Raw genomic sequence first — 24,716 nt, 5'->3', positions numbered from 1 at the left:
CGGGGTCGCCGTACCGCTTCCGTTTTTTTGAAAAGATCGATAAGGTTCGCTCAACCGATCGTCATCAAATTCGCATTACCGCCTGCTGCTGCCGTATTCACACTGACCGAGCGTTCCGTCAACAGACGCTCGAGCGCGTAGTCCTCATCGCCGCTTTCCAGCGCGCGAGCCGCGACGCCCTGCACCGAGACGATCGGTCCCGCACGTTTCGCGACTTCCTTCACCAGCGCCAGCAGTTCGTCGCTATCGCCTTCGAACAGCACCGCGTCGAAAGGCGTATCGGCGCTCTTCTTCACGCTCGCGTAAGACTTCAATGCGGCGGGCAGCTGCGCCACCAATTGTTCACCAGCCGCGCCTTCGAACAAGGCGCGATTTCCCGTAGCCAGCGCCGCGGCGAACTGCACGCGCGCACCGCTCGCCGTCGAGGCGATACACAGCACCGTGCCGCGCGCGCCCAGCGTGTACGTGTTGCGCTCGCCGGTCGGCCCAGACAATACCGCAGTTGCGCCCGCCGGCACATGCGACAGATAACCGTCGCAGCGTGCGGCCAGCACCGGCTGCTGTTCGCTGATCAGCCAGTCGCGCAGCGCCGTCAGGGCAGCGGACGGATTGTCGCCGCGATTATCCCCGTTGGGACCTGCTTGCGGCACATCCGCGATCAACGACTGCGCCAGCGACTTCGGCAAACCCGCCGGACGCGTAGCCAGCAGACGTTGCAGATACAGCGCGCCGCCCGCTTTCGGACCCGTGCCCGACAAACCTTCGCCGCCGAACGGCTGAACTCCCACCACCGCGCCGATCACGTTGCGGTTCACATAAATATTGCCGACATGCGCGCGGCTGATCACGTGAGCGATCGTTTCGTCGATCCGCGTGTGAATGCCGAGCGTCAGGCCGTAGCCGGTCGTGCGAATCTGTTCGAGCAATTTGTCCAGCTGGCTGCGGCGGTAACGCACCACATGCAGCACCGGCCCGAACACTTCACGCTTCAGTTCGTCGATGCTGTCGAGTTCGATCAGCGTCGGCGGGACAAACGTGCCTTGTGAACCGCCTTCCGGCATCGGCAGTTGCTCGACCTTGCGGCCTTTCTCGCGCATCGCCGCGACGTGCGCGTCGATGCCGCGCTTCGCGTCGAGGTCGATCACCGGGCCGACGTCGATCGACAGGCGGTCCGGATTGCCCACCGACAATTCGCGCATCGCGCCCGTCAGCATTTCGAGCGTGCGATCCGCCACGTCCTCTTGCAGACAAAGAACGCGCAACGCGGAACACCGTTGACCGGCGGAATCGAAGGACGACTGCAGCACGTCCGCGACCACCTGCTCAGCGAGCGCCGACGAATCGACGATCATCGCGTTCTGGCCGCCGGTTTCGGCGATCAGCGGAATCGGCTTGCCTTCCGGATCGAGACGGTTCGACAGCGTCTTGTTGATCAGACGCGCGACTTCGGTCGAACCGGTGAACATCACCGCACGGGTGCGCGGATCGGCCACCAGCGCAGCGCCGACCGTTTCGCCGTCGCCCGGCAGCAGTTGCACCGCGCCCGCCGGCACGCCGGCTTCGCGCAGGATACGCACGGCTTGCGCGGCGATCAGCGGCGTCTGTTCGGCCGGCTTCGCGAGCACGGTGTTACCTGCCGCCAACGCCGCGGCCACCTGGCCCATGAAAATCGCCAGCGGGAAATTCCACGGGCTGATACAGACCACTGGACCGAGCGGGCGGTGCGTGTCGTTGGAGAATTCGTTGCGGATCTGCGTCGAGTAGTAGCGCAGGAAGTCGATCGCTTCGCGGATTTCCGCGACCGCGTTCGCCAGCGACTTGCCCGCTTCACGCACCACGAGCCCCATCAGCGTGTGCATCTGCGCTTCGAGCAGGTCGGCGGCACGTGCGAGGCAATCGGCGCGGGCATCGACCGGCGTGGCTTGCCAGATCGGCGCGGCGGCGACCGCGTGGGCCAATGCCGCGCTCACGTGTTCCGAGGTCGCTTCCACAACGGTGCCGACGAGGTCACGATGGTCGGCCGGGTTCCGCACGTCGCGTGCAACGCCGACGGCGATCTCATTGTCTTCGAGCATCGGCGCGGCGCGCCACGGATGATGCGCACTCGCCAGCAATGCCGACGACAGCGACGCCAGACGATGTTCGTTCGACAGATCGAGGCCCATCGAATTGAGACGCTCGTTGCCAAACAGATTGCGCGGCAGCGGAATTTTCGCGTGCGGCGCGCCGAGCGGGACGATCTTCGAGGCTTCGTCGACCGGGTCGGCGATCAGGTCCTTGATGGCGACGTTTTCGTCGGCGATGCGGTTCACGAACGAGGTGTTCGCGCCGTTTTCGAGCAGGCGGCGCACGAGGTACGCGAGCAGCGTTTCATGCGTGCCGACCGGCGCATACACGCGGCACGGACGGTTCAACTTGTCGCGGCCGGTGACTTCCTCATACAGCGGTTCACCCATGCCGTGCAGGCACTGGAACTCGTATTGGCCAGGGTAGTAGTTATTGCCCGCGAGGTGATAGATCGCCGACAGCGTGTGCGCGTTGTGCGTGGCGAACTGCGGATAGACCGCATCCGGCGCGCTGAGCAGTTTCTTTGCGCAGGCAATGTACGACACATCCGTGTAGATCTTGCGCGTGTAGACCGGATAGCCTTCGAGGCCGTCCACTTGTGCGCGCTTGATTTCGGTATCCCAGTACGCGCCTTTGACGAGGCGGACCATGATGCGGTGACGGCTGCGGCGCGCCAGATCGATGATGTATTCGATCACGAACGGGCAGCGCTTCTGATAGGCCTGCACCACGAAACCAATGCCGTTCCAGCCGGCCAGTTCCGGATCGAAGCACAGCGCTTCGAGCAGATCGAGCGAGATTTCGAGGCGGTCGGCTTCTTCGGCGTCGATGTTCAGGCCGATGTCGTAGCGGCGCGCGAGGATCGCCAGCGAGCGCACACGCGGCAGCAGCTCGCTCATCGTGCGTTCCTGCTGCGAACGCGAATAGCGTGCGTGCAGTGCCGACAGCTTGATCGAGATGCCCGGACCTTCGTAAATGCCACGGCCGCCGGCCGCCTTGCCGATCGCGTGGATCGCCTGTTCGTACGATGCGTAGTAGCGTTGCGCGTCGGCTTCGGTGGTGGCCGCTTCGCCGAGCATGTCGTACGAATAGCGGAAGCCGCGTGCTTCGTACTTGCGGCTGTTGGCGAGCGCCTCGGAGATGTTCTCGCCGGTGACGAACTGCTCGCCCATCAGCCGCATCGCCATATCGACGCCCTTACGGATCAACGGCTCGCCGCCCTTGCCGATCAGGCGCGTGAGCGCCGAGGAAAGGCTCGCTTCGCTATTGGTTCCCACCAGTTTGCCGGTAATCATCAAGCCCCATGTCGCGGCGTTGACGAACAGCGACGGCGCCTGGCCAACGTGCGATTTCCAGTCACCCTTGCTGATCTTGTCGCGGATCAGCGCGTCGCGCGTGGCGCGATCGGGAATGCGCAGCAGCGCTTCGGCAAGGCACATCAGCGCCACACCTTCCTGGCTCGACAGCGAGAATTCGTGGATCAGCCCTTCGACGCCACCGCCCTTGCTCTTGGTGCGCAGCGTTTCGACCAGCTTGCCGGCCATGGCCTGCACGTCGCCCGCGAGATTGGCCGGCAGACGCGCCTGGCCGAGCAGGAACGGCACGCATTCCGGTTCGGGACGGCGATACGCGGCGGTGATCGCCGCGCGCAACACCGATTGCGGTTGCACGTTCTGCGCGAATTCGAGGAACGGATGCGACGCACCGTCTTCCTCGTGCTCCACCGCAGCGCCGTCAGCCAGATCAGCCGAGCCGGTGTGGCCCGACAATTCAGGCGGCAATTGGCCGTGCTCGATTTTTTCGAGGTACGCGAAGATCGCCTGCTTGATCAGCCAGTGCGGAGTGCGTTCGAGGCGGGTGGCGGCATCTTTCAGCCGGGAACGCAGGAGGTCGTCGACCTTGACGCCAAGGGTGGTGCTAGCCATGTTTCCTTCTTCGGATACCAGACGAATGCGCTGGAGAAAGACTAAAAGTTGGGCGAATCGTACGCCTCCAAATAAAAAGGTGCAACCATGCACAACGCATGGTTGCACCTTCGTGGAAGCCTTTTGCAGCGGGGGTTTGCGCCGGATGCCGCTGTGCGCGGCGACGGCGGTTGCGATCAGTACTTTCCCTGGCGTGATTCTTTTTGCTTTTACCCTTATCAGATTGCTCGACGCGCCGTTATACAGAACATGGATGGCCGCGGCCGCAAGGCACGCACATAAAAACGGTACGGGGTTCTAGAGGACGGGCGAAATGGAAAAGTGGTTGGTGATACTGGGCATCTGGGCCATGTGCGCGACTTGCGCCATCCTGTTCATTCGTGGCGCGACGGGCGGTTCGAGCAAACGCGCGGCGGTCGAAGGACGCGCGCGTCCGGCATCGCGTGCATCGGCTGGCGATACACGGACCGCGTTGAACGATTGAATGGCTGAGCCTGGCAAGGCTTGATCGAGCGCTGGGCACAGCTGCGCCGATCTCGGTTGACACAGCGAGCAGTGAGCGTTCGCCATCCGGCTCAACCGGCGGCGACGCAAATGCACGTGTCAGTGATGGGGGATCGGCTCGAAACGCGCGCACGCGTCGTCGGACGACACGAGCTGGTCGTGCAGACGGCAAAGCCGGCTGTCCGCCACGCTCGCGCCGAACCCGGAACTGAATACGGCGAGGCCCGGAATGCTCTGCTCCAGTGAATGCCGATCCTCGGCGCGATACCGGCAGCTTGCGCAGCACGGCGCACACGCCTCTCCGCGTGCGTGGGCCGTGCCGGCAATGCGGACAGCCTCGCTCATTACGAGGCCTGCCCCAAGCTATTCCAGTACGGTGCGAACACGTGCGCGGACAGCGCGTAGCCGATGGCGATATTGACCACGACGCCCGCTGTGAAGGCCAGGAACGGCTTCAGACCCGTGGCCGTCAGCGAGCGCAGTCGCGTGGTCAGCCCGATGCTCAGGAAACAGAACGTGAACGCCCACGTGCGCAAAGCGGTGATCGGCGCGACGAATTCGGGCGTCACGACCTTGCGGTAGTCGACCAGCGAGTAGTGGCTGGCGATCCACGTCACCAGCGCCGACGCGATCACGAAGCCGATCACGAATTTCGGAAAGCGCGCCCAGATTTCACCCGCATTGGCCTTGGTTTTGACGCCGCTGTCCTGCGATTCCCAGCGCGTCGTCGCGACGATCGCTAGCACGAACGCCCAGATGCCGATCCAGATATCGCGGCCGACCACCTTCATCAGCGTGAATGCCTGCAGTGACGCCTCGGGTGCACCCACAATCGCGCCCGCATGCTTCGCGAAGTCGCCGTAAGCTTGCGCGGCGGCAATGCCCGCGGCATCGGCGAATTCGGATGTGCCGATCCACGCGCCCGCTACCGCCGTCGAGAGGCCCAACGAACGCGATGCGAACGGCAAGACGAAGATCATCACGATCGCCCACAAGACCACCAGCGTAATCGCCACCGACGCCTGTTCGCGCTTGGCGCGCACCGCACCGGCAATCGCGATGGCCGCCGAGACGCCGCACACCGCACCGCCCACGCCCAACACGGCCGCAAAACGCCGGTCGAGGCCGAGCGCCTTGGCTGCGAGGAAAATCACGAAGAACGTCACGAGGGAAACAATGGTCGCCTGCCCCACCGCGACCGGCCCCGCCCATACCAGCAAGGTGAACGGCAGCGTCGCGCCGAGCAACACGATGCCGACCTTGATATAAAACTCGACCCGCAAGCCCGCGGAGAACCACGCCGGCAGCGTGAACACGTTGGAGATCAAGAGACCCAGCGCCAGCGCCACCAACGGCGGCTCGAGGTTGTACTTCGACGCATTGACCCACGCGCCCAGCGTGAAGATCAGCGCCGATGCGATGAACAGGATCAGGAACGAACCGAGGAAAATGCTCACCCGCTGCTTCAGCGCGGCAAGGCTCACGCCGAACAGCACGGCGAACACGATGAACAGCGCGGCATAGTTCGGCAGATGCTTGCCGATGTCCTGCGCGGCCTGCCCCACGCTCGCCCATTTGGCCGGCGCCACGGCCAGCCACTTGATGCTGCTGCCAGACGCGAACAGCGCCCAGGCAATCACGATCACCAGCAGGCCGATCCAGACGGCCCACCAGTCTTCCGTGGAAAAGAGACCGCCGCCGCGTGTGCTATGGCCACTGTGCGGTGTGCTGGGCGTCGCGCCGGTCGGCAAAGTCTGGTTGGTATCGCTCATCGCAAATGCCCCGAGGAAGTTGAGGTGCGTCGGCGCAAGGTTGTTGAGTTTTGCTTGAATATGCGCCGATTCGGCGAAATATAGGCGAGCGGCGACGCAAAACGAAACGACCATTCGCTCTATGAATATGACTTAAAGAAGTAATGCCGCGAAGCGCGCCCAGCAACGGACGTCAGATGTCGAGCGGATCGACTTCCAGATTCCAGCGCAGCACGCCTTTCAGGCCGCGCAGCATCGGCTGCCACGCGTGCAAGGTGGCCTGCAACGCCGCCCGCGATGTGCTCTCGATCAGCAATTGCGCCCGATGCACGTGCATCACCTTGACGATGGTGAGCGGCACGGCGTCATAGACCGTCACGCGCCCGGCGGCGGGAATCTCCGTCAGCGCGGCGGCGGCCTGCTGCAGAAAGGCGAGCGCGGCCTCGAGCGTGCGGCCTTCGGCGCGCAGCAAAGCCTGATAGGCGAACGGCGGCAAATGCGCGTCGCGCCGCTCGGCCAGCGTCGAATTGGCGAAGCCGACGTAGTCGTGCCGCCCCAGCGCGTGATACAGCGCATGACGCGGATAGCGCGTCTGCACCAGCACTTCGCCCGGCAAGCCGGCGCGGCCCGCGCGGCCGCTCACTTGCATCAATTGCGCGAAGAGACGTTCGCTCGCGCGGAAGTCGTGTGAAAACAGAGCGGTGTCGGCGTTCAGCACGCCGACCAGCGACACCCGCTGAAAATCGTGGCCTTTCGCGATCATCTGCGTGCCGACGAGGATGTCGACCTCGCCGGCGTGGACATCGGAAAACAGCGCTTGCGCGCTGCCTTTGCGGCGTGTGCTATCGGCGTCGATACGCAGCACGCGGGCGCCGGGCACCGCGCTCGCCAGCGTTTCTTCGACGCGCTGCGTGCCGCGTCCCATCGGCGCGATGTCGACATTGCCGCACTCCGGGCACGAGCGCGGAATACGCGATTCCCAGCCGCAGTGGTGGCAACGCAGCGCGCGCTCGGACTTATGCAACACGACGTAGGCGCTGCAACGCGGACAACCGGCCACCCAGCCGCAGGCGTCGCAGGCGAGTTGCGGCGCGTAACCGCGCCGGTTCAGGAACACGAGACTTTGCTCGCCGCGCTCGAGTCGCGCCTTCAGCGCCGCGATCAACGGCCCGGACAACCCCTCCACCGAGGCCCGCCCGCGCCGGCGCTCTTCTTCCAGATCGATAAGCCTGACGGTCGGCAGAACGGCCTCGGCAACAGCACGGCGCGACAGGGTGAGACGCTTATAGCGTCCCTGATCCGCCTGCCACCAGCTTTCCAGCGACGGCGTGGCCGAGCCGAGCACAACCGGCAAGCCGAGTTGCTTGGCGCGATAGATCGCCAGATCGCGCGCCGAATAGCGCAAGCCTTCCTGCTGCTTGTAGGCCGGATCGTGTTCCTCGTCGACGACGATGATCGCGAGTTTCGGCAGCGAGGCAAGTACCGCCAGCCGGGTGCCGAGCACGATGCGAGCGCGCCCGGCGTGCGCGGCGAACCAGTTGCGGGCGCGTTCGCCTTCCGCGAGACCACTATGCAGGGTGACGATCGAGGTGCCTGCGAGCGCAGCAAAGCGCGCACGGAAGGCCGACTCGAACTGCGGCGTCAGATTGATTTCCGGGACGAGGACGAGGGCCTGCGCGTCGGGCTTCGTCGCCAGGATCTCGGCGAGCGCGCGCAGATACACTTCGGTCTTGCCGCTGCCTGTCACGCCGTGCAGCAGGAACGGCGCGAAACCGTTCGCGTCGCGGATCGCTTCGACCGCGCTCGCCTGTTCGTCAGTGAGCGTGGGCAGGGTGGGTGCGGGCGTATCCGGCGATGGGGGGGGGGCGAGCACCTCGGCCGCTTCGATCACCTCCAGCGCAACCCAGCCTTCGGCCTGCCATCCGTCCAGGGTTGCAATGGCTTTGGGGTGGAGCGCGCGAACGTCGGCAGCGCTCAGGAACTCGGCCTCGGCCAAAGCCTGGGCAAGCTTGCGCAGCGCGCTGGCGCGTACAGGCAGTGTGTCCGGCAACGCGGCGCGGCCCTCCGCTGTCAGGCTGTAACGCTCTTCCGGTGCGAACAGCCGCGACCAGCGCGAGGCGTCGCGCAGAGCTTGCGGCAAAGCGGGCAACGCCACTTCACCGAGGCCGCGTTGATAGTAGTCGGCGGCGAAGGCTGTCAGCGCCAGCCATTCGGCCGAGACGGGCGGGCACTCGGTGCAAATATGGTTGACCGCTCGCAGGCGGTCGGCGGGCACGTCGCTGTGAGTGGTCACTTCGCAGACCAGGCCGACTACGTGACGTTTGCCGAACGGCACGCTCACCAGCATGCCCGGCGCGACACGCTCGGGCATGTCGTAGCGGTAGTCGAACAAAGTCGGCAGCGGATGATCCAGCGCGACGCGGACGAACATTTCACTCACGCGGCGGTGTGGATCGGGTGAGCGGATGCGGCATTAGGCCGCGTCACGGTGCACAGGGCGCAAACGGCGAACCCATCGAAGTTAAAGTAAAACTTCAATTTCGGCGCTAAGTTTTGGATTCGGCTGAACAATTGCAATCGGTCCGCTTGCCTGTGGATAACTTTGTTGAGAACTTCGTTTAGATAGGCCGGGAACCGCGCTGCAGCGGCCTTCTGTGGGATTCCGCACATTCTGTCGCGAATCCGTGAAACCCTTGCCAGACAAGGCTTAGATCAAATGCGCCTGCAATGTGCAAGGGCCGGGGCACGACGAAAGCCTCTACCGCGCCGCAGCGTGATCAATGTGCATAAGTCAAGTCTTGACTTTCGCGAGACCGCCATCTGACGGCCCCCTGACTACAATTATTCCCTTAGGCCGAGAGCCCAGTTCGCTGCGTCGCAACAAAAATGGTAACGATTACGGCGTCAGCTTGGTGCATGCGTGCCGCTGCGAATCGCGCGGCTATGACGATGCACTTCGTCCACGAGTTCGGCAACATGCTCCGGCGGCGTGAACTGCGAAATGCCGTGGCCGAGATTGAAAACGTGACCCGGATGATTGCCGAAGCTGTCGAGCACGGCGCGCGCTTCCATGCGGATCGAAGCCGGCGGCGCGAACAGCACCGAGGGATCGATATTGCCTTGCAGCGCCACCTTGCTGCCCACGCGTTCACGCGCCTTGTTCAGGTTCACGGTCCAGTCGAGACCGACCGCATCGACGCCGATATCGGCGATCTCGTCGAGCCACAGTCCACCGCCTTTCGTGAAGGTGATCACCGGCACTTTCTCGCCGTCGTGATCGCGTTTCAACTGGCTCACGACCTGCTGGATGTACTGCAACGAGAAACGTTGATAGACACCGTCCGCGAGCGCCCCGCCCCACGTGTCGAAAATCATCACGGCTTGCGCGCCGGCTTCGATCTGCGCATTCAGATACGCCGCAACCGATTTCGCATTGATGTCGAGAATGCGGTGCATCAGGTCAGGGCGCGCGTACAACATCGATTTGACCGTGCGGAAATCCGCCGAACCGCTGCCTTCCACCATGTAACACGCCAGTGTCCACGGGCTGCCCGAAAAGCCGATCAGCGGCACGCGCTGACGGCCTTGCGCGTCGGTGAGCGCCGTGCGGATTTCGCGCACCGCGTCGGTCACGTAGCGCAGCGTGGCGTCGATATCGGGAACGTCCAGACGCGCCACATCGTCCTCCGTGCGCACCGGCCGGGCAAATTTCGGCCCCTCGCCCGCGACGAACTCGAGACCGAGGCCCATGGCGTCCGGCACCGTCAGAATGTCGGAGAACAGGATCGCGGCGTCGAGCGGATAGCGCTCGAGCGGCTGCAACGTGACTTCCGTTGCATACGCCGGGCTCTTCGCCAGACCGAGGAAACTGCCCGCGCGACCGCGCGTGGCGTTGTATTCCGGCAGATAGCGGCCAGCCTGGCGCATCAGCCAGATCGGCGTGTAGTCGGTCGGCTGGCGCAGCAGCGCGCGCAGGAAAGTGTCGTTCAGGAGTTTATGGGCCACGTTGCGTACGACTGAAGGCAAAGGAGCATTTTACCGGACCAGGCTCGCCGCATCGCGCTTGATGCGGGCAATAACTGTCGCGCACCTTGCTTGCGGCTTGCTTTTTTGCCGCCAGGTGCGGCGCGATGACCTGGCTGAACGGCCAATGTTCAAGCGTGAATTGCCGGGCTATCATCCGACAGCCTTACCAAACAATTACGCGCAACCAAGGAGACTCGATGAACAAGGCAGCACTCGCACTGCTCGGCGTTTTGGCCGGCGTTTTGATGCATGCAGGCGTGGTCCAGGCGCAAACCGCCGCCACCACCGCGGCGCCCTCGCGGCTCGATGAAATCCTCGCACGCGGCACGCTACGCGCCTGTACGACCGGCGATTACAAACCGTACTCGTTTTACAAGGCAGACGGCCAGTTCGAAGGCATCGATATCGACATGACCGAGTCGCTCGCGAAATCGCTCGGGGTGAAGACGGAATTCGTCAAGACGTCGTGGTCCAACCTGATGAACGACTTTGTCGCGAAATGCGACGTCGGCGTGGGCGGTGTTTCGCCGACGCTTGACCGCCAGAAGCGCGCGTTTTTCACACAGGCGTACATGATCGACGGTAAGACGCCGATCGTTCGATGCGACGACGTCAACAAGTATCAAACGGTGGCGCAGATCGATCAGCCGGCGACCCGCGTGATCGTCAACCCGGGGGGCACCAACGAGCGTTTCGCCAAGCAGTATTTCCCGCATGCCAACCTGACCGTCTATCCGGACAACGTGACGGTCTTCAAGCAGATCCTCGCGGGTAAGGCCGACGTGATGGTGACAGATGCCTCGGAGACCTTGTTGCAGCAAAAGCTGAATCCGGGACTGTGCTCGGTGCATCCGGATAAGCCCTTCCAGTACGGCGAGAAGGCTTGGTTACTGCCGCGTGGCGATGTGGCTTTCCAGCAGTATGTCGATCAGTGGTTGCACCTTGCGCGAGCGACCGGCGAATATCAGGCGATATCGGATAAGTGGCTGAAGTAAGGGTGCGCGGTTCGGCCTACGTGCCATTCAATCGGGAAAGCGGCGCTGCCTGATCGATTAACAGGTCCGTATGGCCGACACAATCGTGTAACCGGACCCCAAGGCATTAAGCCAACCCGAACAAGGCAGGTGAACAAGGGGTCAATGAATCGGCCGCTTGCGCATCTGTCCCCCGCGCGTGAGATGTTGCAACGCAACACACGCGCTCGACCGCAAACCGAGGTTTCGCCACGCTGGAAAAGCGCTTGTAACACGGTCGATCCGTCCAAAAAAAGATGAACGTGCAACCATTTCATGCGGAATCGACTGAATGGATCATGCCGCACGATGCGTCGCGAATAGCATCAATCAGGCGTATGAAATTGCCAACGAAGCATCGGTAAAAAATTCGTTTAAAACGTTTCTGATTGGAAATAAGTCCCGCAATGCCTTATCTGGCGGGCGTTACAACCTGAAACACTTTGTTACCGCGCTCGTAGGTTAATTCGCCCACAATGCCCTCAACGGTTTCAACACGGATGTGGCTGGGTGCGTGGTGTGAGCGGATACGATGCACTTGCCGGTCGGCGTATGCCGAAGCCCTGTGAAGGGGCATCCCTGCTGGGGCCGTAGTCGGCGCAGGGTCGTCGTCTCAGTAGGTTCCACCTTTGGTCTCCTCGCGCTAACCCCGTAGCGTGTGGTTTTTAGCGGGCTCCAGGCCCGCTTTTTTTTCGTCCGGTCAAACGTTTGCGAGCTTCTGTGCGGGTCGATTTTGCGGTTTTCTAAACGCGCGTTTTCTGCCCGCTGATTCCTTTCAAAGCAAACGGTTTTCCCAACAATGCAGAGCCGGCGCCGCGCCAGGATTCGCGCGGCGTCGAACCCGCATGGCCTTCAGGCCGTTTTATTTTCCTGCACCTTCAATTCGCTGATCATCCGTTCGCGCATGATGAATTTCTGTACCTTGCCGGTGACCGTCATGGGTAGTTCGTCGACGAAACGGATGTACTTCGGCACCTTGTAGTGCGCAATCTGGCCCTGGCAAAACTGCTGGATGTCCTCGGCAGTGGCCTGCTCTCCTGAGCGCAATACGATCCACGCACACACTTCCTCACCGTACTTCGCGTCGGGCACGCCAAACACCTGCACGCTCTGGATTTTCGGGTGGCGGAACAAAAACTCTTCAATCTCGCGCGGGTAGATGTTTTCGCCGCCGCGAATCAGCATGTCCTTCAGGCGGCCGACAATGTTGCAGTAGCCTTCGGCATCCAGCGTCGCCAGATCGCCGGTATGCATCCAGCCATCGACAATGCTTTCCCGCGTCTTCGCTTCGTCTCCCCAATAGCCCTGCATCACCGAATAGCCCTTGGTGCACAATTCGCCCGTTTCCCCAACCGGCACGATATTGCCAAGCGGATCGACGATTTTGACTTCCAGATGCGGCTGGATACGGCCAACCGTCGTGGTGCGTTTGTCGAGCGGGTCGGTGGTGGAACTCTGGAAGGACACCGGGCTCGTCTCCGTCATGCCGTATGCGATCGTGATCTCGTTCAGATGCATCTTCGAGACGACCTTCTTCATCGTTTCGATCGGACACGGCGAACCGGCCATGATGCCGGTGCGCAGGCGTGAGAAGTCGTAAGTGGCGAAGTTCGGGTGATCGAGTTCGGCGATGAACATGGTCGGCACCCCGTGCAGCGCAGTGCACTGCTCTTCGGCGACGGCGGCCAAGGTGGCGGCTGGATCGAAGCCCTCACCCGGGAATACCATATTCGCACCGACCGAGACGCACGCGAGCACCGCCAGCACCATGCCGAAGCAGTGGTAGAGCGGGACAGGAATGCACAGGCCGTCTTGCTCCGTCAGACGCATCGCCATAGCGATATAGCGCGCGTTGTTGACGACGTTTCTGTGGGTCAGCGTCGCGCCCTTCGGATTACCCGTCGTACCGCTGGTGAACTGAATATTGATCGGGTCGTAGCAGGAAAGCGTCGCGCCGATGGCGTCGAGCTTCGCGACGTCGAGTGTTGCGCGGCCCTGCTCGATCACGTCGGAGAAAGTGAGCATGCCGGGCGTTTCCGTGTCGCACATGCGGATCACGTAGCGCAGATCGGGCAGGCGAGCGGCGCGCAGTTCGCCCGGCGCTTGCGTTGCCAGTTCCGGCGCGAGCTCCTGCAGCATCTCGAGATACATCGACGTCTTGAAGCGCTCGGCAGCAATGATCGCCTTGCAGCCCACCTTGTTCAACGCGTACTCGAGCTCGGCGAGGCGGTAAGCCGGATTGATATTGACGAGCACGGCGCCGATGCGTGCCGTCGCGAATTGCGTAAGCAGCCATTCCACCCGGTTCGGCGACCAGATGCCGACGCGGTCGCCCTTCACGATTCCAAGTGCGAGGAGCCCGGCCGCCAGCACGTCGATTTCTTCAGCGAACTCCTTCCACGTCCAGCGGATTCGTTGCTCACGAAACACCACGGCCGGGCGATCAGGGAAGCGCGCGGCCGTGTCACGCAGAAACTGCGCTAGCGGCGCATCACTCAACGGGACCTCGGTCGACCCGCGAACATATGACAGATTGTCTTTGGGTTCAATGAGTGCGCCTTCGCCTGACATGTGCGTTGCCATGGTGTTTGTCTCCGTGAGCGGATGCTCGCTCAGTCTATTGAAATGAAATTGAAATCAATTGTGCCACCGGCGTGTGTCCGTACGGCATCAAGTCTTACCCGCAGCGCATTGGTGGCTACTGGGCTCGTTTCGACTGCTCACCGTTCGATCTGAATACAGGATTTTTCTGACCTTTCCGTAAACGTCAAGTACAGGTCAAAAAAAAGCAGCCGCGAAGGCTGCTTTCTCTCTAATACATGATGCTTAGTTCTGACCGCGCAGCTTGCGCAGACGCTGGATCGCAGCGAGCTGAGCCGTTGCATACGCCAGTTCCGCTTGCGCGGTTGCGTATTCGAGGTTCGAACCCGTGTTCTGCAGCGCTTCTTCTGCGCGCTTGCGTGCATCTTCGGCCTTGGCTTCGTCGAGATCCTTGCCGCGGATCGCCGTGTCGGCAAGAACCGTCACAGCGCCAGGCTGGATTTCGAGGATACCGCCGGCGACGAACACAAACTCTTCTTCGCCGTTTTCAGCTTCGATGCGCACCGCACCCGGACGAATCCGCGTGATGAGCGGCGTGTGGCCCGGCAGAATGCCGAGTTCACCCGCTTCGCCCGGCAGCGCGACGAACTTCGCCTGGCCCGAGAAGATCTGCTCTTCCGCGCTGACGACGTCTACTTTAATGGTTGCCATATCGACTCCTATGTCGACCAGAGTTAGCGCTTTAGCGCTTACTTTGGTCCCATGCAACGCTCGACGAGTGTTAACGCTTATGTCGACCGGCGCGAATGCTTCAGCACTGACTCCGGTCCCACGCAGCACGCTCTCGTCTCATGCAAGGCGGGGTTGAGCGTAGTAAGAGGCGCCGTTTTCGCGAAATACTACCGTTCTGGTAGTGGTTCGGCGCGAGCGGCGCCCGCTTCGTTACACCCGACCTTTACTGGATCTTCTTGGCCTTTTCGAAGGCTTCGTCGATCGTGCCGACCATGTAGAACGCTTGTTCCGGCAGGTGGTCGCACTCGCCTTCAACGATCATCTTGAAGCCACGGATCGTTTCCTTCAGCGGCACGTACTTGCCCGGCGAGCCCGTGAACACTTCAGCGACGTGGAACGGCTGCGACAGGAAACGCTGGATCTTACGAGCGCGCGCCACGGCGAGCTTGTCTTCCGGCGCCAGTTCGTCCATACCCAGAATCGCGATAATGTCGCGCAGTTCCTTGTAGCGCTGCAGCGTTTGCTGCACGCCGCGCGTGATCGAGTAGTGCTCTTCGCCGATCACGTTCGGGTCGATCTGACGCGAGGTCGAATCGAGCGGGTCCACTGCCGGGTAGATGCCCAGCGAAGCGATGTCACGCGACAACACGACGGTTGCGTCCAAGTGGCCGAAAGTCGTAGCCGGCGACGGGTCGGTCAAGTCATCCGCAGGGACGTACACGGCCTGCACCGACGTAATCGAGCCAGTCTTGGTGGACGTAATACGCTCTTGCAGCTTACCCATTTCTTCAGCCAGCGTCGGCTGATAGCCCACTGCCGACGGCATACGGCCGAGCAGTGCCGACACTTCCGTGCCTGCCAGCGTGAAACGGTAGATGTTGTCGACGAAGAACAGCACGTCGAGGCCTTCGTCACGGAAGTGCTCAGCCATCGTCAGACCGGTCAGCGCGACGCGCAGACGGTTGCCCGGCGGCTCGTTCATCTGGCCGTACACCAGCGCGACCTTGTCGAGAACGTTCGAGTCCTTCATTTCGTGATAGAAGTCGTTCCCTTCGCGGGTACGCTCGCCAACACCGGCGAACACGGAGTAACCACCGTGTTCCTTAGCGATGTTGTTGATCAGTTCCATCATGTTCACGGTCTTGCCCACACCGGCGCCACCGAACAAGCCAACCTTACCGCCCTTGGCGAACGGGCAGATCAGGTCGATAACCTTGATGCCGGTTTCGAGCAGTTCCGTCGACGGCGACAGTTCGTCGAACGCCGGCGCCTTCTGGTGAATACCGCGAACCACGTCCGAGTTGATCGGGCCGGCTTCGTCGATCGGGCGACCCAGCACGTCCATGATCCGGCCGAGGGTCGGCTTGCCAACCGGCACGCTGATCGGCTTGCCGGTGTTCTTCACCGTCGTACCGCGGCGCAGACCGTCCGAGGCACCCAGACAGATGGTACGGACGACGCCGTCGCCCAGCTGCTGCTGGACTTCGAGGGTCAGTTCCGAACCGTCGAGAATGAGCGCGTCGTAAATCTTCGGCATCTGGTCGCGCGGAAATTCCACGTCGATCACCGCGCCGATGCACTGTACGATCTTGCCTTCTACCAAAGCAGTAGTACTCATCGCTTTTCCTTTAGATACTCAATTCTTCACTCGCGCAAAGGCGCAATTTCGATGGGGCCGCCAAGGTGGGGGTGCGCCTCACGGGCGCACACGAAGCAGCTTGCCTGACCGTCAAGGTCAGACTGCCGCCGCGCCACCGACGATTTCCGACAGTTCTTTCGTGATCGCGGCCTGACGGCTCTTGTTGTACACGAGCTGCAGTTCGTTGATGACCGTCTTCGCGTTGTCCGAAGCGGCCTTCATTGCGACCATTCGTGCCGACTGCTCCGATGCCATGTTTTCCGCGACGGCCTGATAGACCAGCGCTTCGACATAACGCACCAGCAGTTCGTCCACCACGGCCTGTGCATCCGGCTCGTAGATATAGTCCCACTGCGTGCTCGGCGTCGTGCCGTCTTCGTCCTTGCGCTCGAACTGATCTGCCGACAGCGGCAGCAGTTGCTCGATCACCGGCTCCTGCTTCATCGTGTTGACGAAGCGCGTGTACGCGAGGTACACCGCCGAAACCTTGCCTTCCGAGTACAGGTCGAGCTGCACCTTCACCGCGCCGATCAGCTTTTCCAGATGCGGCGTGTCGCCCAGATGCACGACATTCGACACCACCTTGGCGCGCAGACGATTCAGGAAACCCAGACCCTTGGTACCGATCGCAGTTGCTTCGATCGTCTTGCCCTGGCCTTCCAGCTCCTTGAACTTCTGCAGCGACGCACGCAGCACGTTGGTGTTCATCCCACCGCACAGACCTTTATCGGTCGTGACGAGGATGATGCCGGCCGTTTTCGCACCTTCGTTCGACACCATGAACGGGTGACGATACTCCGGGTTCGCACGGCTCATGTGCGCAGCGATATCGCGGACCTTGTCGGCGTACGGGCGAGCAGCGCGCATGCGCTCCTGAGCGCGGCGCATCTTCGATGCGGCCACCATCTCCATCGCTTTCGTGATCTTGCGCGTGTTTTGCACGCTCTTGATCTTGCCGCGAATTTCCTTCATTCCAGCCATTGCTTGCTCCTTGTCGGCCCGAGTTAGCGCTTTAGCGGTTACTCGGGGCCCATGCAAAGCGATCGAAGCAGCGCGGATTCAGTTGCCTGCGGCCCGCGCCGCTCCAAGGTCCTTTTATGCCTTGCGGATCACTCGCACATCAATAAGCGCCGGACTTCTTGAAGTCTTTGAGAGCCGTATGCAGCAGGGCTTCGTCGTCCTTCGAGAGTTCCTTGGTATCTTCGATGCGCTTGACCAGGTCAGCGTGCTTCGACTTCAGGTAATCACGCAGGCCCTTTTCGAACGGCAGCACTTGCGCGACTTCGAGGTCGTCGAGGTAACCGTTGTTCGCGGCGAACAGCGCGACAGCCAGTTCCCACACTTGCAGCGGCTGATACTGCGGCTGCTTCAGCAATTCCGTCACGCGGCGGCCGCGCTCCAGTTGCTTGCGGGTTGCTTCGTCGAGGTCCGATGCGAACTGCGCAAACGCTGCGAGTTCACGGTACTGCGCCAGGTCGGTACGGATACCGCCCGACAGCTTCTTCACAACCTTGGTTTGAGCCGCACCACCCACGCGCGACACCGACACACCGGCGTTAATTGCCGGGCGGATACCTGCGTTGAAAAGGTCGGTTTCCAGGAAGATCTGGCCGTCGGTAATCGAGATCACGTTCGTCGGAACGAATGCGGTCACGTCGCCGGCTTGCGTTTCAATGACCGGCAGTGCCGTCAGCGAACCGCTCTTGCCCTTCACTTCGCCGTTCGTGAACTTCTCGACGTACTCTTCCGAGACGCGAGCAGCACGTTCCAGCAGACGCGAGTGCAGATAGAACACGTCGCCCGGGTAAGCTTCGCGGCCCGGCGGGCGGCGCAGCAACAGCGAGATCTGACGGTATGCCCAAGCTTGCTTGGTCAAATCGTCATACACGATCAGCGCGTCTTGACCGCGGTCGCGGAAGTATTCGCCCATCGTGCAGCCGGCGTACGGTGCGAGGTATTGCATCGCAGCCGATTCCGAAGCCGAAGCGGCCACGACGATCGTGTATTCCAGCGCGCCGGTTTCTTCCAGCTTGCGGACCACGTTCATGATCGACGAAGCTTTCTGGCCGATTGCGACGTAGATACAGAAGAGGTTCTTGCCCTTCTGGTTGATGATCGCGTCGACTGCGACTGCGGTCTTGCCGCACTGACGGTCGCCGATGATCAGCTCACGCTGGCCACGGCCAACCGGCACCATCGCGTCGATCGACTTCAGACCGGTTTGAACCGGCTCTGAAACCGACTTACGCCAGATCACGCCCGGCGCAATCTTTTCAATTGCGTCGGTCTTCTTCGCGTTGATCGGGCCCTTGCCGTCGATCGGGTTGCCGAGTGCATCGACCACGCGGCCGAGCAGTTCCGGACCCACCGGCACTTCGAGAATGCGGCCCGTCGTCTTGACGATGTCGCCTTCCGAAATGTGTTCGTACTCACCCAGAATCACGGCGCCGACCGAGTCGCGCTCGAGGTTCAGTGCGAGACCGAAGGTGTTGCCCGGGAATTCGAGCATTTCGCCCTGCATCACTTCCGACAGGCCGTGGATGCGCACGATACCGTCGGTCACGGAGATCACGGTGCCCTGGTTGCGAACGTCTGCGCTCGCTTCAAGGCCCTGGATCCGACTCTTGATCAGCTCGCTGATCTCAGAGGGATTGAGTTGCATTATTCGCTCCTGATAGTCAATTCTGTTGCGTGCCAGCCGCTAAAGCGCCTCGGGCGCTTCAGGCCGTCAGAGCCGTCTGCATGCTGGCAAGCCGCGCGCGGACCGAGGTATCGAGCACTTCGTCACCGACCGTCACGCGCACGCCGCCGATAAGCGACGAGTCGACTTCGACCGTCGGCTTCAGCTTGCGCTTGAATTTGCGTTCGAGACTTGCGACGAGTTCGTTCAACTGCGCGCCTTCGAGCGGGAATGCGCTGACGATCAGCACATCTGCCGCCCCTTCGCGGGCGTTCTTCAACTCTTCGAACTGCGTGGCGATTTCCGGCAGCAATTGCAGGCGATGGTTATCGACCAGCATTTGCACCAGATTCTTCGCTTGTGCATTGTCCTTGAGCGGCGACTTGACCGCGGACAGCAGCAGATCGCTGACCTGTGCGCGGCTCACTTTCGGGCTCGAGGCGATCGACAGCACTTCGGGCAGACGCGCAACCTGTGCCAGCTCCTGCACGAGCGTGGACCAGGCGGCGATGTCACCAGCTTCGGCCACGCCAAACAGCGCTTCTGCGTACGGACGGGCGATGGTTGCAAGTTCGGCCATGATCAGAGCTCGGCTTTCAGTTGATTCAGCAGGTCAGCGTGAGCTGCCTGGTCGACTTCGCGCTTCAGGATCTGTTCAGCGCCCTTCACGGCGAGTGCAGCAACTTCGCCGCGCAGCGTTTCGCGGGCCTTCACGACTTGCTGTTCCGCGTCGGCCTTCGCTTGCGCGATGATGCGAGCGGCTTCAGCTTGTGCTTGAGCCTTGATTTCGTCAGCGACTGTCACTGCGCGCTTTTCTGCGTCAGCGATACGTTGCTGACCGTCATTGCGTGCCTGAGCGAGTTCCTGGTCGACGCGCTTGTGGGCGGCTTCGAGTTCCGCCTTGCCCTTTTCAGCAGCCGACAAACCGTCAGCGATCTTCTTTGAGCGCTCGTCGAGGGCGTTGATCAACGGCGGCCACACGAACTTCATCGTGAACCACGCGAGGATCAGGAACACGACCATTTGCGCAAACAGGGTTGCGTTGAGATTCACGGTGTTTCCTTAAACGTTGCTAGTTCGGAAAGTGAAACGGCAAGGCGCTCATCGATTCTGTATTCGATCAGCGCCTAAGTGCCCGTTCCGCCCTGCGCCTTTACCAGTTATAGCTCAGGCGCAAACTTCCGAGGAACCTCAGCCTGCCAGCTTCGACAGCAGCGGGTTCGCGAACGCGAACAGCATTGCCACACCAACGCCAATCAGGAACGCAGCATCGATCAGACCAGCCAGCAGGAACATCTTGGTTTGCAGCGGGTTCATCAGTTCCGGTTGACGAGCACATGCTTCGATGTACTTGCCACCCATCAGGCCGATACCGATACAGGCGCCGATTGCACCCAGGCCGATGATGATGCCGATACCGATGGCGGTCAGACCCTGAATGTTGGCGATGAAAGCTTGCATGATCACTCCTTTGTGAAAAGTCTTTTAGAACTGGTTGGAACTGGGATTTAATAAAACAAAACTAAAAACAATTCGTCATTCGACACGCCGTGATTAGTGGCTGTCGTGTGCCTGTCCGATGTACACCAGCGTCAGCATCATGAAAATGAACGCTTGCAGCAGAACGATCAGGATGTGGAAGATCGCCCAGACCGTGCCTGCGATGACGTGGCCGATAAAGCCGAGCACTGACGCGTCCGCGCCGAAACCCCACATGCTGCCGAGCAGGGCAATCAGCAGGAACAACAGCTCGCCCGCGTACATGTTGCCGAACAGCCGCATGCCGAGCGAAACCGTCTTTGCGACGAACTCGATAATGTTCAATGCAAGGTTCGGGATCCACAGCAGCGGATGCGCGCCGAACGGAGCCGACAGCAGTTCATGCACGAAGCCGCCTGCGCCCTTGATCTTGAAGTTGTAGTAAATCATCAGCGCGAACACGCCGAGCGCGATGCCGAGCGTGCCGTTCAGGTCGGCGGTCGGCACGATGCGGTGATGGGGGATGGCTTCCGACAGACCCAGCCAGCCGATCACGCGGCCCGGCAGATCGACGGGGATGAAGTCGAGCGAGTTCATCAACGCGACCCAGACGAACACGGTCAGTGCCAGCGGTGCGATGAAGGTGCGCGAGCCGTGGATCATCGATTTCGATTGATCTTCGACCATCTCGACCAGCATTTCGATCAGGCATTGGAAACGGCCCGGCACGCCGGATGTCGCCTTGCGAGCCGCCATATGGAGGATGCCGATCGTGACCAGACCGCAAACGATCGACCAGAAAAGGGTGTCCAGATTCCACACATGGATGTCGAAAATCGACGTCTGGTGCGCGGTGGAAAAGTTCTGCAAGTGGTGCGCGATGTACTCGGACGGATCCAGAGCGCGCGTGCCTTCGCTAGCTGCCATATCGTTAATGCCACCCAAATTGTCGAAAATCGTCTTAGGCCGTTCCCGCCGCAATTCTGTATTGCGGGAACACGCCGGGTGCGGATCGTGTCATATCCGCACTCCTTACGCCAGCGCTACGCGCCAGCCTGAATTTTGTGCTGCTACTCTCTGCTACTACCTTAGCGCCACGCGAGGGCGATCCAGTATGTTTTGAGCGCGATGAGGTAAGTCACGAGCAGCGGCACCCAGCATACGTCGTGATACCAGAAAGCGATGACGACAAACATCGCGATCGTTGCCCCCATCTTGAGCGCTTCGCCAATCATCCAGCTCATCGCTGTTTTGGCGCCGCTCAGCGTTCTAAGACGTGCCGCGAACAGCGCGCTCGGCACCCAGCAGATCGCCCCCCCCAGGAACGCGGACAGCGCAGCAGCGCCCGGCGGCTTGTAGAACAGCCACCACACCAGCGTCGCACCCAGGGACAAAACCATTTGCGCCGCCACGACCTTGAAAGGCGTAACGCGCGATGGACGACTCACATTCGGGCCAAACAGCTTTTCGGCCTCGACCCGGGTGAGCGGAACGATATTGTTATCTTGTTGCTCGACATCCCGCGCATCGTCAGTTGTAACGTGCTGACCGGTGGACGCATCGGAAACGGTGCGTTCAGCGCGGTGGTCGTCACGCCCATTCTTCGGCGCTTGATTCGACGTTTTAACCGCCATCGCAGTGTTCCGAAAGTCTTGTTCCAGCCCGCGAGCTTACGCTGCGCTTACGGGGTTGCCGTGCAATTAAATCCGGGCGATTGTAAGCGATAGTTGCAGGCAATTCAAGACTTTAGGCCGTTCAATAACCAGCGTGAAAACGGCCTCCACGATGCGGGAACACGATCTTGGGCGCGCTGTACACGGCAAATGTAAGGCGGTCGGGGGATGGCAAAACATGCGTGATGAATCAGGCCGTTTGAAGTGCGCGAATGCGTCGTTTCGACGCTGCTGCGGACGTCTCAAAAATGCAACAGACGATGATTTTTGCCAGCTTTGGTAGACATGGGGGGCGCCGCCGGGTAAAGGCGGGGCGGTAGACCACGGCCCTTTCTGTGATGACCAGACAACGAGGGGCACTGCCCTCTGCCCTGACGATCGACGACGCGAGCAATCAGGCGGCTGCTACTCCCTATCGCTCCTGCCCCACCCTGCCATCCCCGTGTTGGCATCCAACACCTACGGCCTGATCCATTTTTAAGTCAAAGGGCCGAGCATGCGGAACCCATTGCCGTATCGCGGCAATAAGGCCAAGCCTTCGCGAACAGCTCAAATCGAAGGACAATCCGGCCACTTCTGCATCACCATGAAAATATCCACGAAAACAGATGTGTCGCAATCCTTATTATCAAACGTAATGGTTAGTTAGGAATCCAACCGACATCCACGTGTGGTGCTCACCGGCAGTATCGAGCATTTCAGTCGCATCGTGCACCATCCCTACTCGGTCAGCGACTATCGATCGATCAGAAAAATCGCCAAACAAGCCACACTTGCGTCAGATGCAACCGCCACACTACCGCTACCATCGAAAACCACACCAAGCGCGCCAAATAGCCTACGAGCGGAAGCCGGGAACAAGGCCCAGCCAGTCCGCAAGCAGGCTCAACACATCCTTCACGCTCAACCGCCAGGATCAGGCCGTGGCGTTTCCACGCAACCGGACAAGAATCCCTTCCAACGCATCCAGATCGCCGAAGTCCACCAGCACCTGGCCACGACCGCGTCGGCCGAGCTTGATCTTTACCGTTGCTGCGAGCAGATCGGACAACTCCTCCTCAAGCCGTCTTGTGTCGCGGCCACCGTCCTGACCCGCTCGCGCCTTGACCGCAGGCGCAACCTTGGTCGTCGCCGTCACCAGTTTTTCGGTTTCGCGTACCGACATGCGCTTGTTGACAACCTGGTTGGCCAAGGTGATCTGCGTCGCGGCGTCGACGGCCAATAGCGCGCGTGCGTGCCCCATGTCGAGATCGCCGGCCAGCAACATCGTCTGCACCGGCGACGCCAGATTCAGCAAACGCAGCAAGTTCGATACAGCACTGCGCGAGCGGCCCACCGATTCAGCCGCCTGCTCGTGCGTGAAATTGAACTCGTCGAGCAAGCGCTGAATACCCTGAGCTTCTTCCAGCGGATTCAGATCTTCGCGCTGAATATTCTCAATCAGCGCCATCGCAGCGGCGGCCTGGTCCGGCACGTCTCTCACCAGCACCGGCACCTCGTTGAGGCCCGCGAGACGTGCCGCACGGAAGCGCCGCTCGCCCGCGATGATCTCGTACTTATCCGCCGATACCGGCCGCACCAGGATCGGCTGCATGAGCCCCTGAGCACGGATGCTGGCGGCCAATTCCTGCAACGCGCCTTCGTCCATGCGCGTGCGCGGCTGGTACTTGCCGGCCTGCAGTTTGCTGAGCGGCAGCACGTTCGGCGCACCCTCGATCACGACGGCCTCGGTAATATCCGCACTGCCACCCAGCAATGCTTCCAGACCGCGGCCCAACCCCTTCTTTCTTGCTACTGCGTTCATCGTGCTTCCTCGATCCGCTTAGGACGCCTGGGGCGCGTCATTCAATGTGCGCACCCGCTCAATCATTTCTGCACCGAACTGCACATACGCTTGCGCACCGCGCGAGGCCTTATCGAACACGACGCCCGGCAACCCGTAGCTAGGCGCCTCAGCAAGACGTACGTTGCGCGGGATCACCACATCGAACACCTTGTCGCCAAAGTGCTCTTTCAGTTGATCCGAGACTTGCTGTTGCAAGGTGATGCGTGGATCGAACATCACACGCAGCAGGCCGATGACCTTCAGGTCACGATTCAGATTCGCGTGCACCTGCTTGATCGTGTTGACCAGGTCGGATAGCCCCTCGAGCGCGAAGTACTCGCATTGCATCGGGATCACCACGCCATGGGCAGCGCATAGACCATTGAGCGTCAGAAGCGACAGCGCAGGCGGGCAGTCGATCAGCACGAATTCGTATTCGCTTTCGACCTCCGCCAAGGCGACTTTCAGTTGCCGCTCGCGATGCTGAACGCTGACCAGTTCGACTTCGGCACCCGCCAGTTCACGGTTCGCGGGCAACACGTCGTAGCCGACTGCTTCCGGACGCACTCGCGCATCCGCCACGGATACGCCGTCCACCAGCACTTCGTAGACGGTGTTCGCACACGCAGCCTTGTCGATACCGCTGCCCATCGTGGCGTTGCCCTGCGGGTCCAGATCGATGAGAAGGACTCGCTGTCCCTGCGCTGCCAGGCTCGCGGCCAGATTGACTGCCGTCGTCGTCTTGCCGACGCCGCCCTTCTGGTTCGCAACGCAGAAGATTTTTGCCATCGTTGGTGTGTCCCTTTTGCTGCTTGAATAAAGTAGAAAGCGCTCGTGGTATGCAGGGCGTGCCCGGCACCT

19 protein-coding genes are annotated in these 24,716 nt (G+C 61.3%); 2 read left to right on the top strand and 17 right to left on the bottom strand.

All coding sequences use genetic code 11. From position 1 onward, the window contains the following. Positions 1-50: 50 nt before the first annotated feature. Positions 51-3,992, bottom strand: coding sequence for a trifunctional transcriptional regulator/proline dehydrogenase/L-glutamate gamma-semialdehyde dehydrogenase (putA, locus tag PQQ95_RS01250; RefSeq protein ID WP_408433944.1), 3,942 nt, complete (start codon positions 3,990-3,992; stop codon positions 51-53). A gap of 313 nt (positions 3,993-4,305) precedes the next feature. Here putA and PQQ95_RS01245 point away from each other — a divergent pair, with 313 nt between their 5' ends. Then, a complete protein-coding gene (locus tag PQQ95_RS01245; protein WP_408433941.1) occupies positions 4,306-4,476 on the top strand; it encodes a hypothetical protein in 171 nt (56 codons plus the stop codon). A gap of 119 nt (positions 4,477-4,595) precedes the next feature. On the opposite strand, the gene PQQ95_RS01240 is transcribed toward PQQ95_RS01245, so the two are convergent. From PQQ95_RS01240 to hemE, 4 genes are all read right to left on the bottom strand, one after another. Beyond that, on the bottom strand, positions 4,596-4,841 hold the full coding sequence (locus PQQ95_RS01240) for a hypothetical protein (protein WP_408433938.1): 246 nt from the start codon (positions 4,839-4,841) through the stop codon (positions 4,596-4,598). Beyond that, positions 4,841-6,268 carry a YeiH family protein gene (locus PQQ95_RS01235; RefSeq protein WP_408433935.1) on the bottom strand — a complete coding sequence of 476 codons (1,428 nt, stop codon included), beginning with the start codon at positions 6,266-6,268 and terminating at the stop codon, positions 4,841-4,843. Before PQQ95_RS01235 ends, PQQ95_RS01240 begins: the two co-directional genes overlap by 1 nt. A 172-nt stretch (positions 6,269-6,440) precedes the next feature. After that, entirely contained in the window at positions 6,441-8,678 is a 2,238-nt protein-coding gene (locus PQQ95_RS01230; RefSeq protein ID WP_408433932.1) for a primosomal protein N', read from the bottom strand. Between the two features lie 473 nt (positions 8,679-9,151). Beyond that, a complete protein-coding gene (gene hemE / locus PQQ95_RS01225; RefSeq protein ID WP_408433929.1) occupies positions 9,152-10,252 on the bottom strand; it encodes a uroporphyrinogen decarboxylase in 1,101 nt (366 codons plus the stop codon). 218 nt (positions 10,253-10,470) lie between these two features. Between hemE and PQQ95_RS01220 the strand changes: the two genes are divergently transcribed. After that, positions 10,471-11,268, top strand: coding sequence for a transporter substrate-binding domain-containing protein (locus PQQ95_RS01220; RefSeq protein WP_408433927.1), 798 nt, complete (start codon positions 10,471-10,473; stop codon positions 11,266-11,268). An 870-nt stretch (positions 11,269-12,138) separates the two neighbouring features. Here PQQ95_RS01220 and PQQ95_RS01215 read toward each other — a convergent pair. The 12 genes from PQQ95_RS01215 to PQQ95_RS01160 form a co-directional block, all read right to left on the bottom strand. Next, a complete protein-coding gene (locus PQQ95_RS01215; RefSeq protein ID WP_408433924.1) occupies positions 12,139-13,869 on the bottom strand; it encodes an AMP-binding protein in 1,731 nt (576 codons plus the stop codon). A gap of 243 nt (positions 13,870-14,112) precedes the next feature. Beyond that, a complete protein-coding gene (locus PQQ95_RS01210) occupies positions 14,113-14,538 on the bottom strand; it encodes a F0F1 ATP synthase subunit epsilon (protein ID WP_012434800.1) in 426 nt (141 codons plus the stop codon). 244 nt (positions 14,539-14,782) lie between these two features. Beyond that, positions 14,783-16,177, bottom strand: coding sequence for a F0F1 ATP synthase subunit beta (gene atpD / locus PQQ95_RS01205; RefSeq protein WP_408433921.1), 1,395 nt, complete (start codon positions 16,175-16,177; stop codon positions 14,783-14,785). A 117-nt stretch (positions 16,178-16,294) separates the two neighbouring features. Further along, positions 16,295-17,179, bottom strand: coding sequence for a F0F1 ATP synthase subunit gamma (atpG, locus tag PQQ95_RS01200; protein ID WP_115781412.1), 885 nt, complete (start codon positions 17,177-17,179; stop codon positions 16,295-16,297). A 139-nt stretch (positions 17,180-17,318) separates the two neighbouring features. Then, the gene (atpA, locus tag PQQ95_RS01195) at positions 17,319-18,860 is read right to left on the bottom strand and encodes a F0F1 ATP synthase subunit alpha (protein WP_408433918.1); all 1,542 of its coding nucleotides are present in this window, start codon (positions 18,858-18,860) and stop codon (positions 17,319-17,321) included. Positions 18,861-18,918: 58 nt separating this feature from the next. Continuing rightward, positions 18,919-19,458: a F0F1 ATP synthase subunit delta gene (locus PQQ95_RS01190; RefSeq protein ID WP_408433916.1), complete on the bottom strand. Its 540-nt coding sequence runs from the start codon at positions 19,456-19,458 to the stop codon at positions 18,919-18,921. A 2-nt stretch (positions 19,459-19,460) separates the two neighbouring features. Next, complete coding sequence (locus PQQ95_RS01185; RefSeq protein WP_054038575.1) at positions 19,461-19,931, bottom strand: F0F1 ATP synthase subunit B; 471 nt, start codon at positions 19,929-19,931, stop codon at positions 19,461-19,463. Between the two features lie 138 nt (positions 19,932-20,069). Continuing rightward, positions 20,070-20,339: a F0F1 ATP synthase subunit C gene (atpE, locus tag PQQ95_RS01180; RefSeq protein ID WP_007180033.1), complete on the bottom strand. Its 270-nt coding sequence runs from the start codon at positions 20,337-20,339 to the stop codon at positions 20,070-20,072. Positions 20,340-20,432: 93 nt separating this feature from the next. Further along, the gene (gene atpB, locus PQQ95_RS01175; protein ID WP_408433913.1) at positions 20,433-21,284 is read right to left on the bottom strand and encodes a F0F1 ATP synthase subunit A; all 852 of its coding nucleotides are present in this window, start codon (positions 21,282-21,284) and stop codon (positions 20,433-20,435) included. Between the two features lie 161 nt (positions 21,285-21,445). Next, on the bottom strand, positions 21,446-21,991 hold the full coding sequence (locus tag PQQ95_RS01170) for an ATP synthase subunit I (RefSeq protein ID WP_408433910.1): 546 nt from the start codon (positions 21,989-21,991) through the stop codon (positions 21,446-21,448). Between the two features lie 955 nt (positions 21,992-22,946). Next, positions 22,947-23,834, bottom strand: coding sequence for a ParB/RepB/Spo0J family partition protein (locus tag PQQ95_RS01165; protein ID WP_408433907.1), 888 nt, complete (start codon positions 23,832-23,834; stop codon positions 22,947-22,949). Positions 23,835-23,852: 18 nt separating this feature from the next. Continuing rightward, positions 23,853-24,644 carry a ParA family protein gene (locus tag PQQ95_RS01160; protein ID WP_408433904.1) on the bottom strand — a complete coding sequence of 264 codons (792 nt, stop codon included), beginning with the start codon at positions 24,642-24,644 and terminating at the stop codon, positions 23,853-23,855. Positions 24,645-24,716: the final 72 nt, after the last annotated feature.

The organism is Paraburkholderia caffeinilytica (assembly GCF_046030355.1).
In the GTDB taxonomy this organism is placed as follows: domain Bacteria; phylum Pseudomonadota; class Gammaproteobacteria; order Burkholderiales; family Burkholderiaceae; genus Paraburkholderia; species Paraburkholderia caffeinilytica_B.
The sequence above is the reverse complement of the archived record's forward strand: the minus strand, read 5'-3'. Positions and strand labels throughout refer to the sequence as shown.

Excerpts from the sequence above, each read along its gene's own strand:
- atpG (WP_115781412.1), bottom strand. The coding sequence starts at position 17,179 with ATGGCTGGAATGAAGGAAATTCGCGGCAAGATCAAGAGCGTGCAAAAC.
- atpE (WP_007180033.1), bottom strand. The coding sequence starts at position 20,339 with ATGCAAGCTTTCATCGCCAACATTCAGGGTCTGACCGCCATCGGTATC.
- PQQ95_RS01230 (WP_408433932.1), bottom strand. The coding sequence starts at position 8,678 with ATGTTCGTCCGCGTCGCGCTGGATCATCCGCTGCCGACTTTGTTCGAC.
- PQQ95_RS01160 (WP_408433904.1), bottom strand. The coding sequence starts at position 24,644 with ATGGCAAAAATCTTCTGCGTTGCGAACCAGAAGGGCGGCGTCGGCAAG.
- atpD (WP_408433921.1), bottom strand. The coding sequence starts at position 16,177 with ATGAGTACTACTGCTTTGGTAGAAGGCAAGATCGTACAGTGCATCGGC.
- PQQ95_RS01240 (WP_408433938.1), bottom strand. The coding sequence starts at position 4,841 with ATGAGCGAGGCTGTCCGCATTGCCGGCACGGCCCACGCACGCGGAGAG.
- PQQ95_RS01170 (WP_408433910.1), bottom strand. The coding sequence starts at position 21,991 with ATGGCGGTTAAAACGTCGAATCAAGCGCCGAAGAATGGGCGTGACGAC.
- PQQ95_RS01220 (WP_408433927.1), top strand. The coding sequence starts at position 10,471 with ATGAACAAGGCAGCACTCGCACTGCTCGGCGTTTTGGCCGGCGTTTTG.
- PQQ95_RS01190 (WP_408433916.1), bottom strand. The coding sequence starts at position 19,458 with ATGGCCGAACTTGCAACCATCGCCCGTCCGTACGCAGAAGCGCTGTTT.
- atpB (WP_408433913.1), bottom strand. The coding sequence starts at position 21,284 with ATGGCAGCTAGCGAAGGCACGCGCGCTCTGGATCCGTCCGAGTACATC.
- PQQ95_RS01215 (WP_408433924.1), bottom strand. The coding sequence starts at position 13,869 with ATGGCAACGCACATGTCAGGCGAAGGCGCACTCATTGAACCCAAAGAC.
- atpA (WP_408433918.1), bottom strand. The coding sequence starts at position 18,860 with ATGCAACTCAATCCCTCTGAGATCAGCGAGCTGATCAAGAGTCGGATC.
- putA (WP_408433944.1), bottom strand. The coding sequence starts at position 3,992 with ATGGCTAGCACCACCCTTGGCGTCAAGGTCGACGACCTCCTGCGTTCC.
- PQQ95_RS01245 (WP_408433941.1), top strand. The coding sequence starts at position 4,306 with ATGGAAAAGTGGTTGGTGATACTGGGCATCTGGGCCATGTGCGCGACT.
- PQQ95_RS01165 (WP_408433907.1), bottom strand. The coding sequence starts at position 23,834 with ATGAACGCAGTAGCAAGAAAGAAGGGGTTGGGCCGCGGTCTGGAAGCA.
- PQQ95_RS01210 (WP_012434800.1), bottom strand. The coding sequence starts at position 14,538 with ATGGCAACCATTAAAGTAGACGTCGTCAGCGCGGAAGAGCAGATCTTC.
- PQQ95_RS01235 (WP_408433935.1), bottom strand. The coding sequence starts at position 6,268 with ATGAGCGATACCAACCAGACTTTGCCGACCGGCGCGACGCCCAGCACA.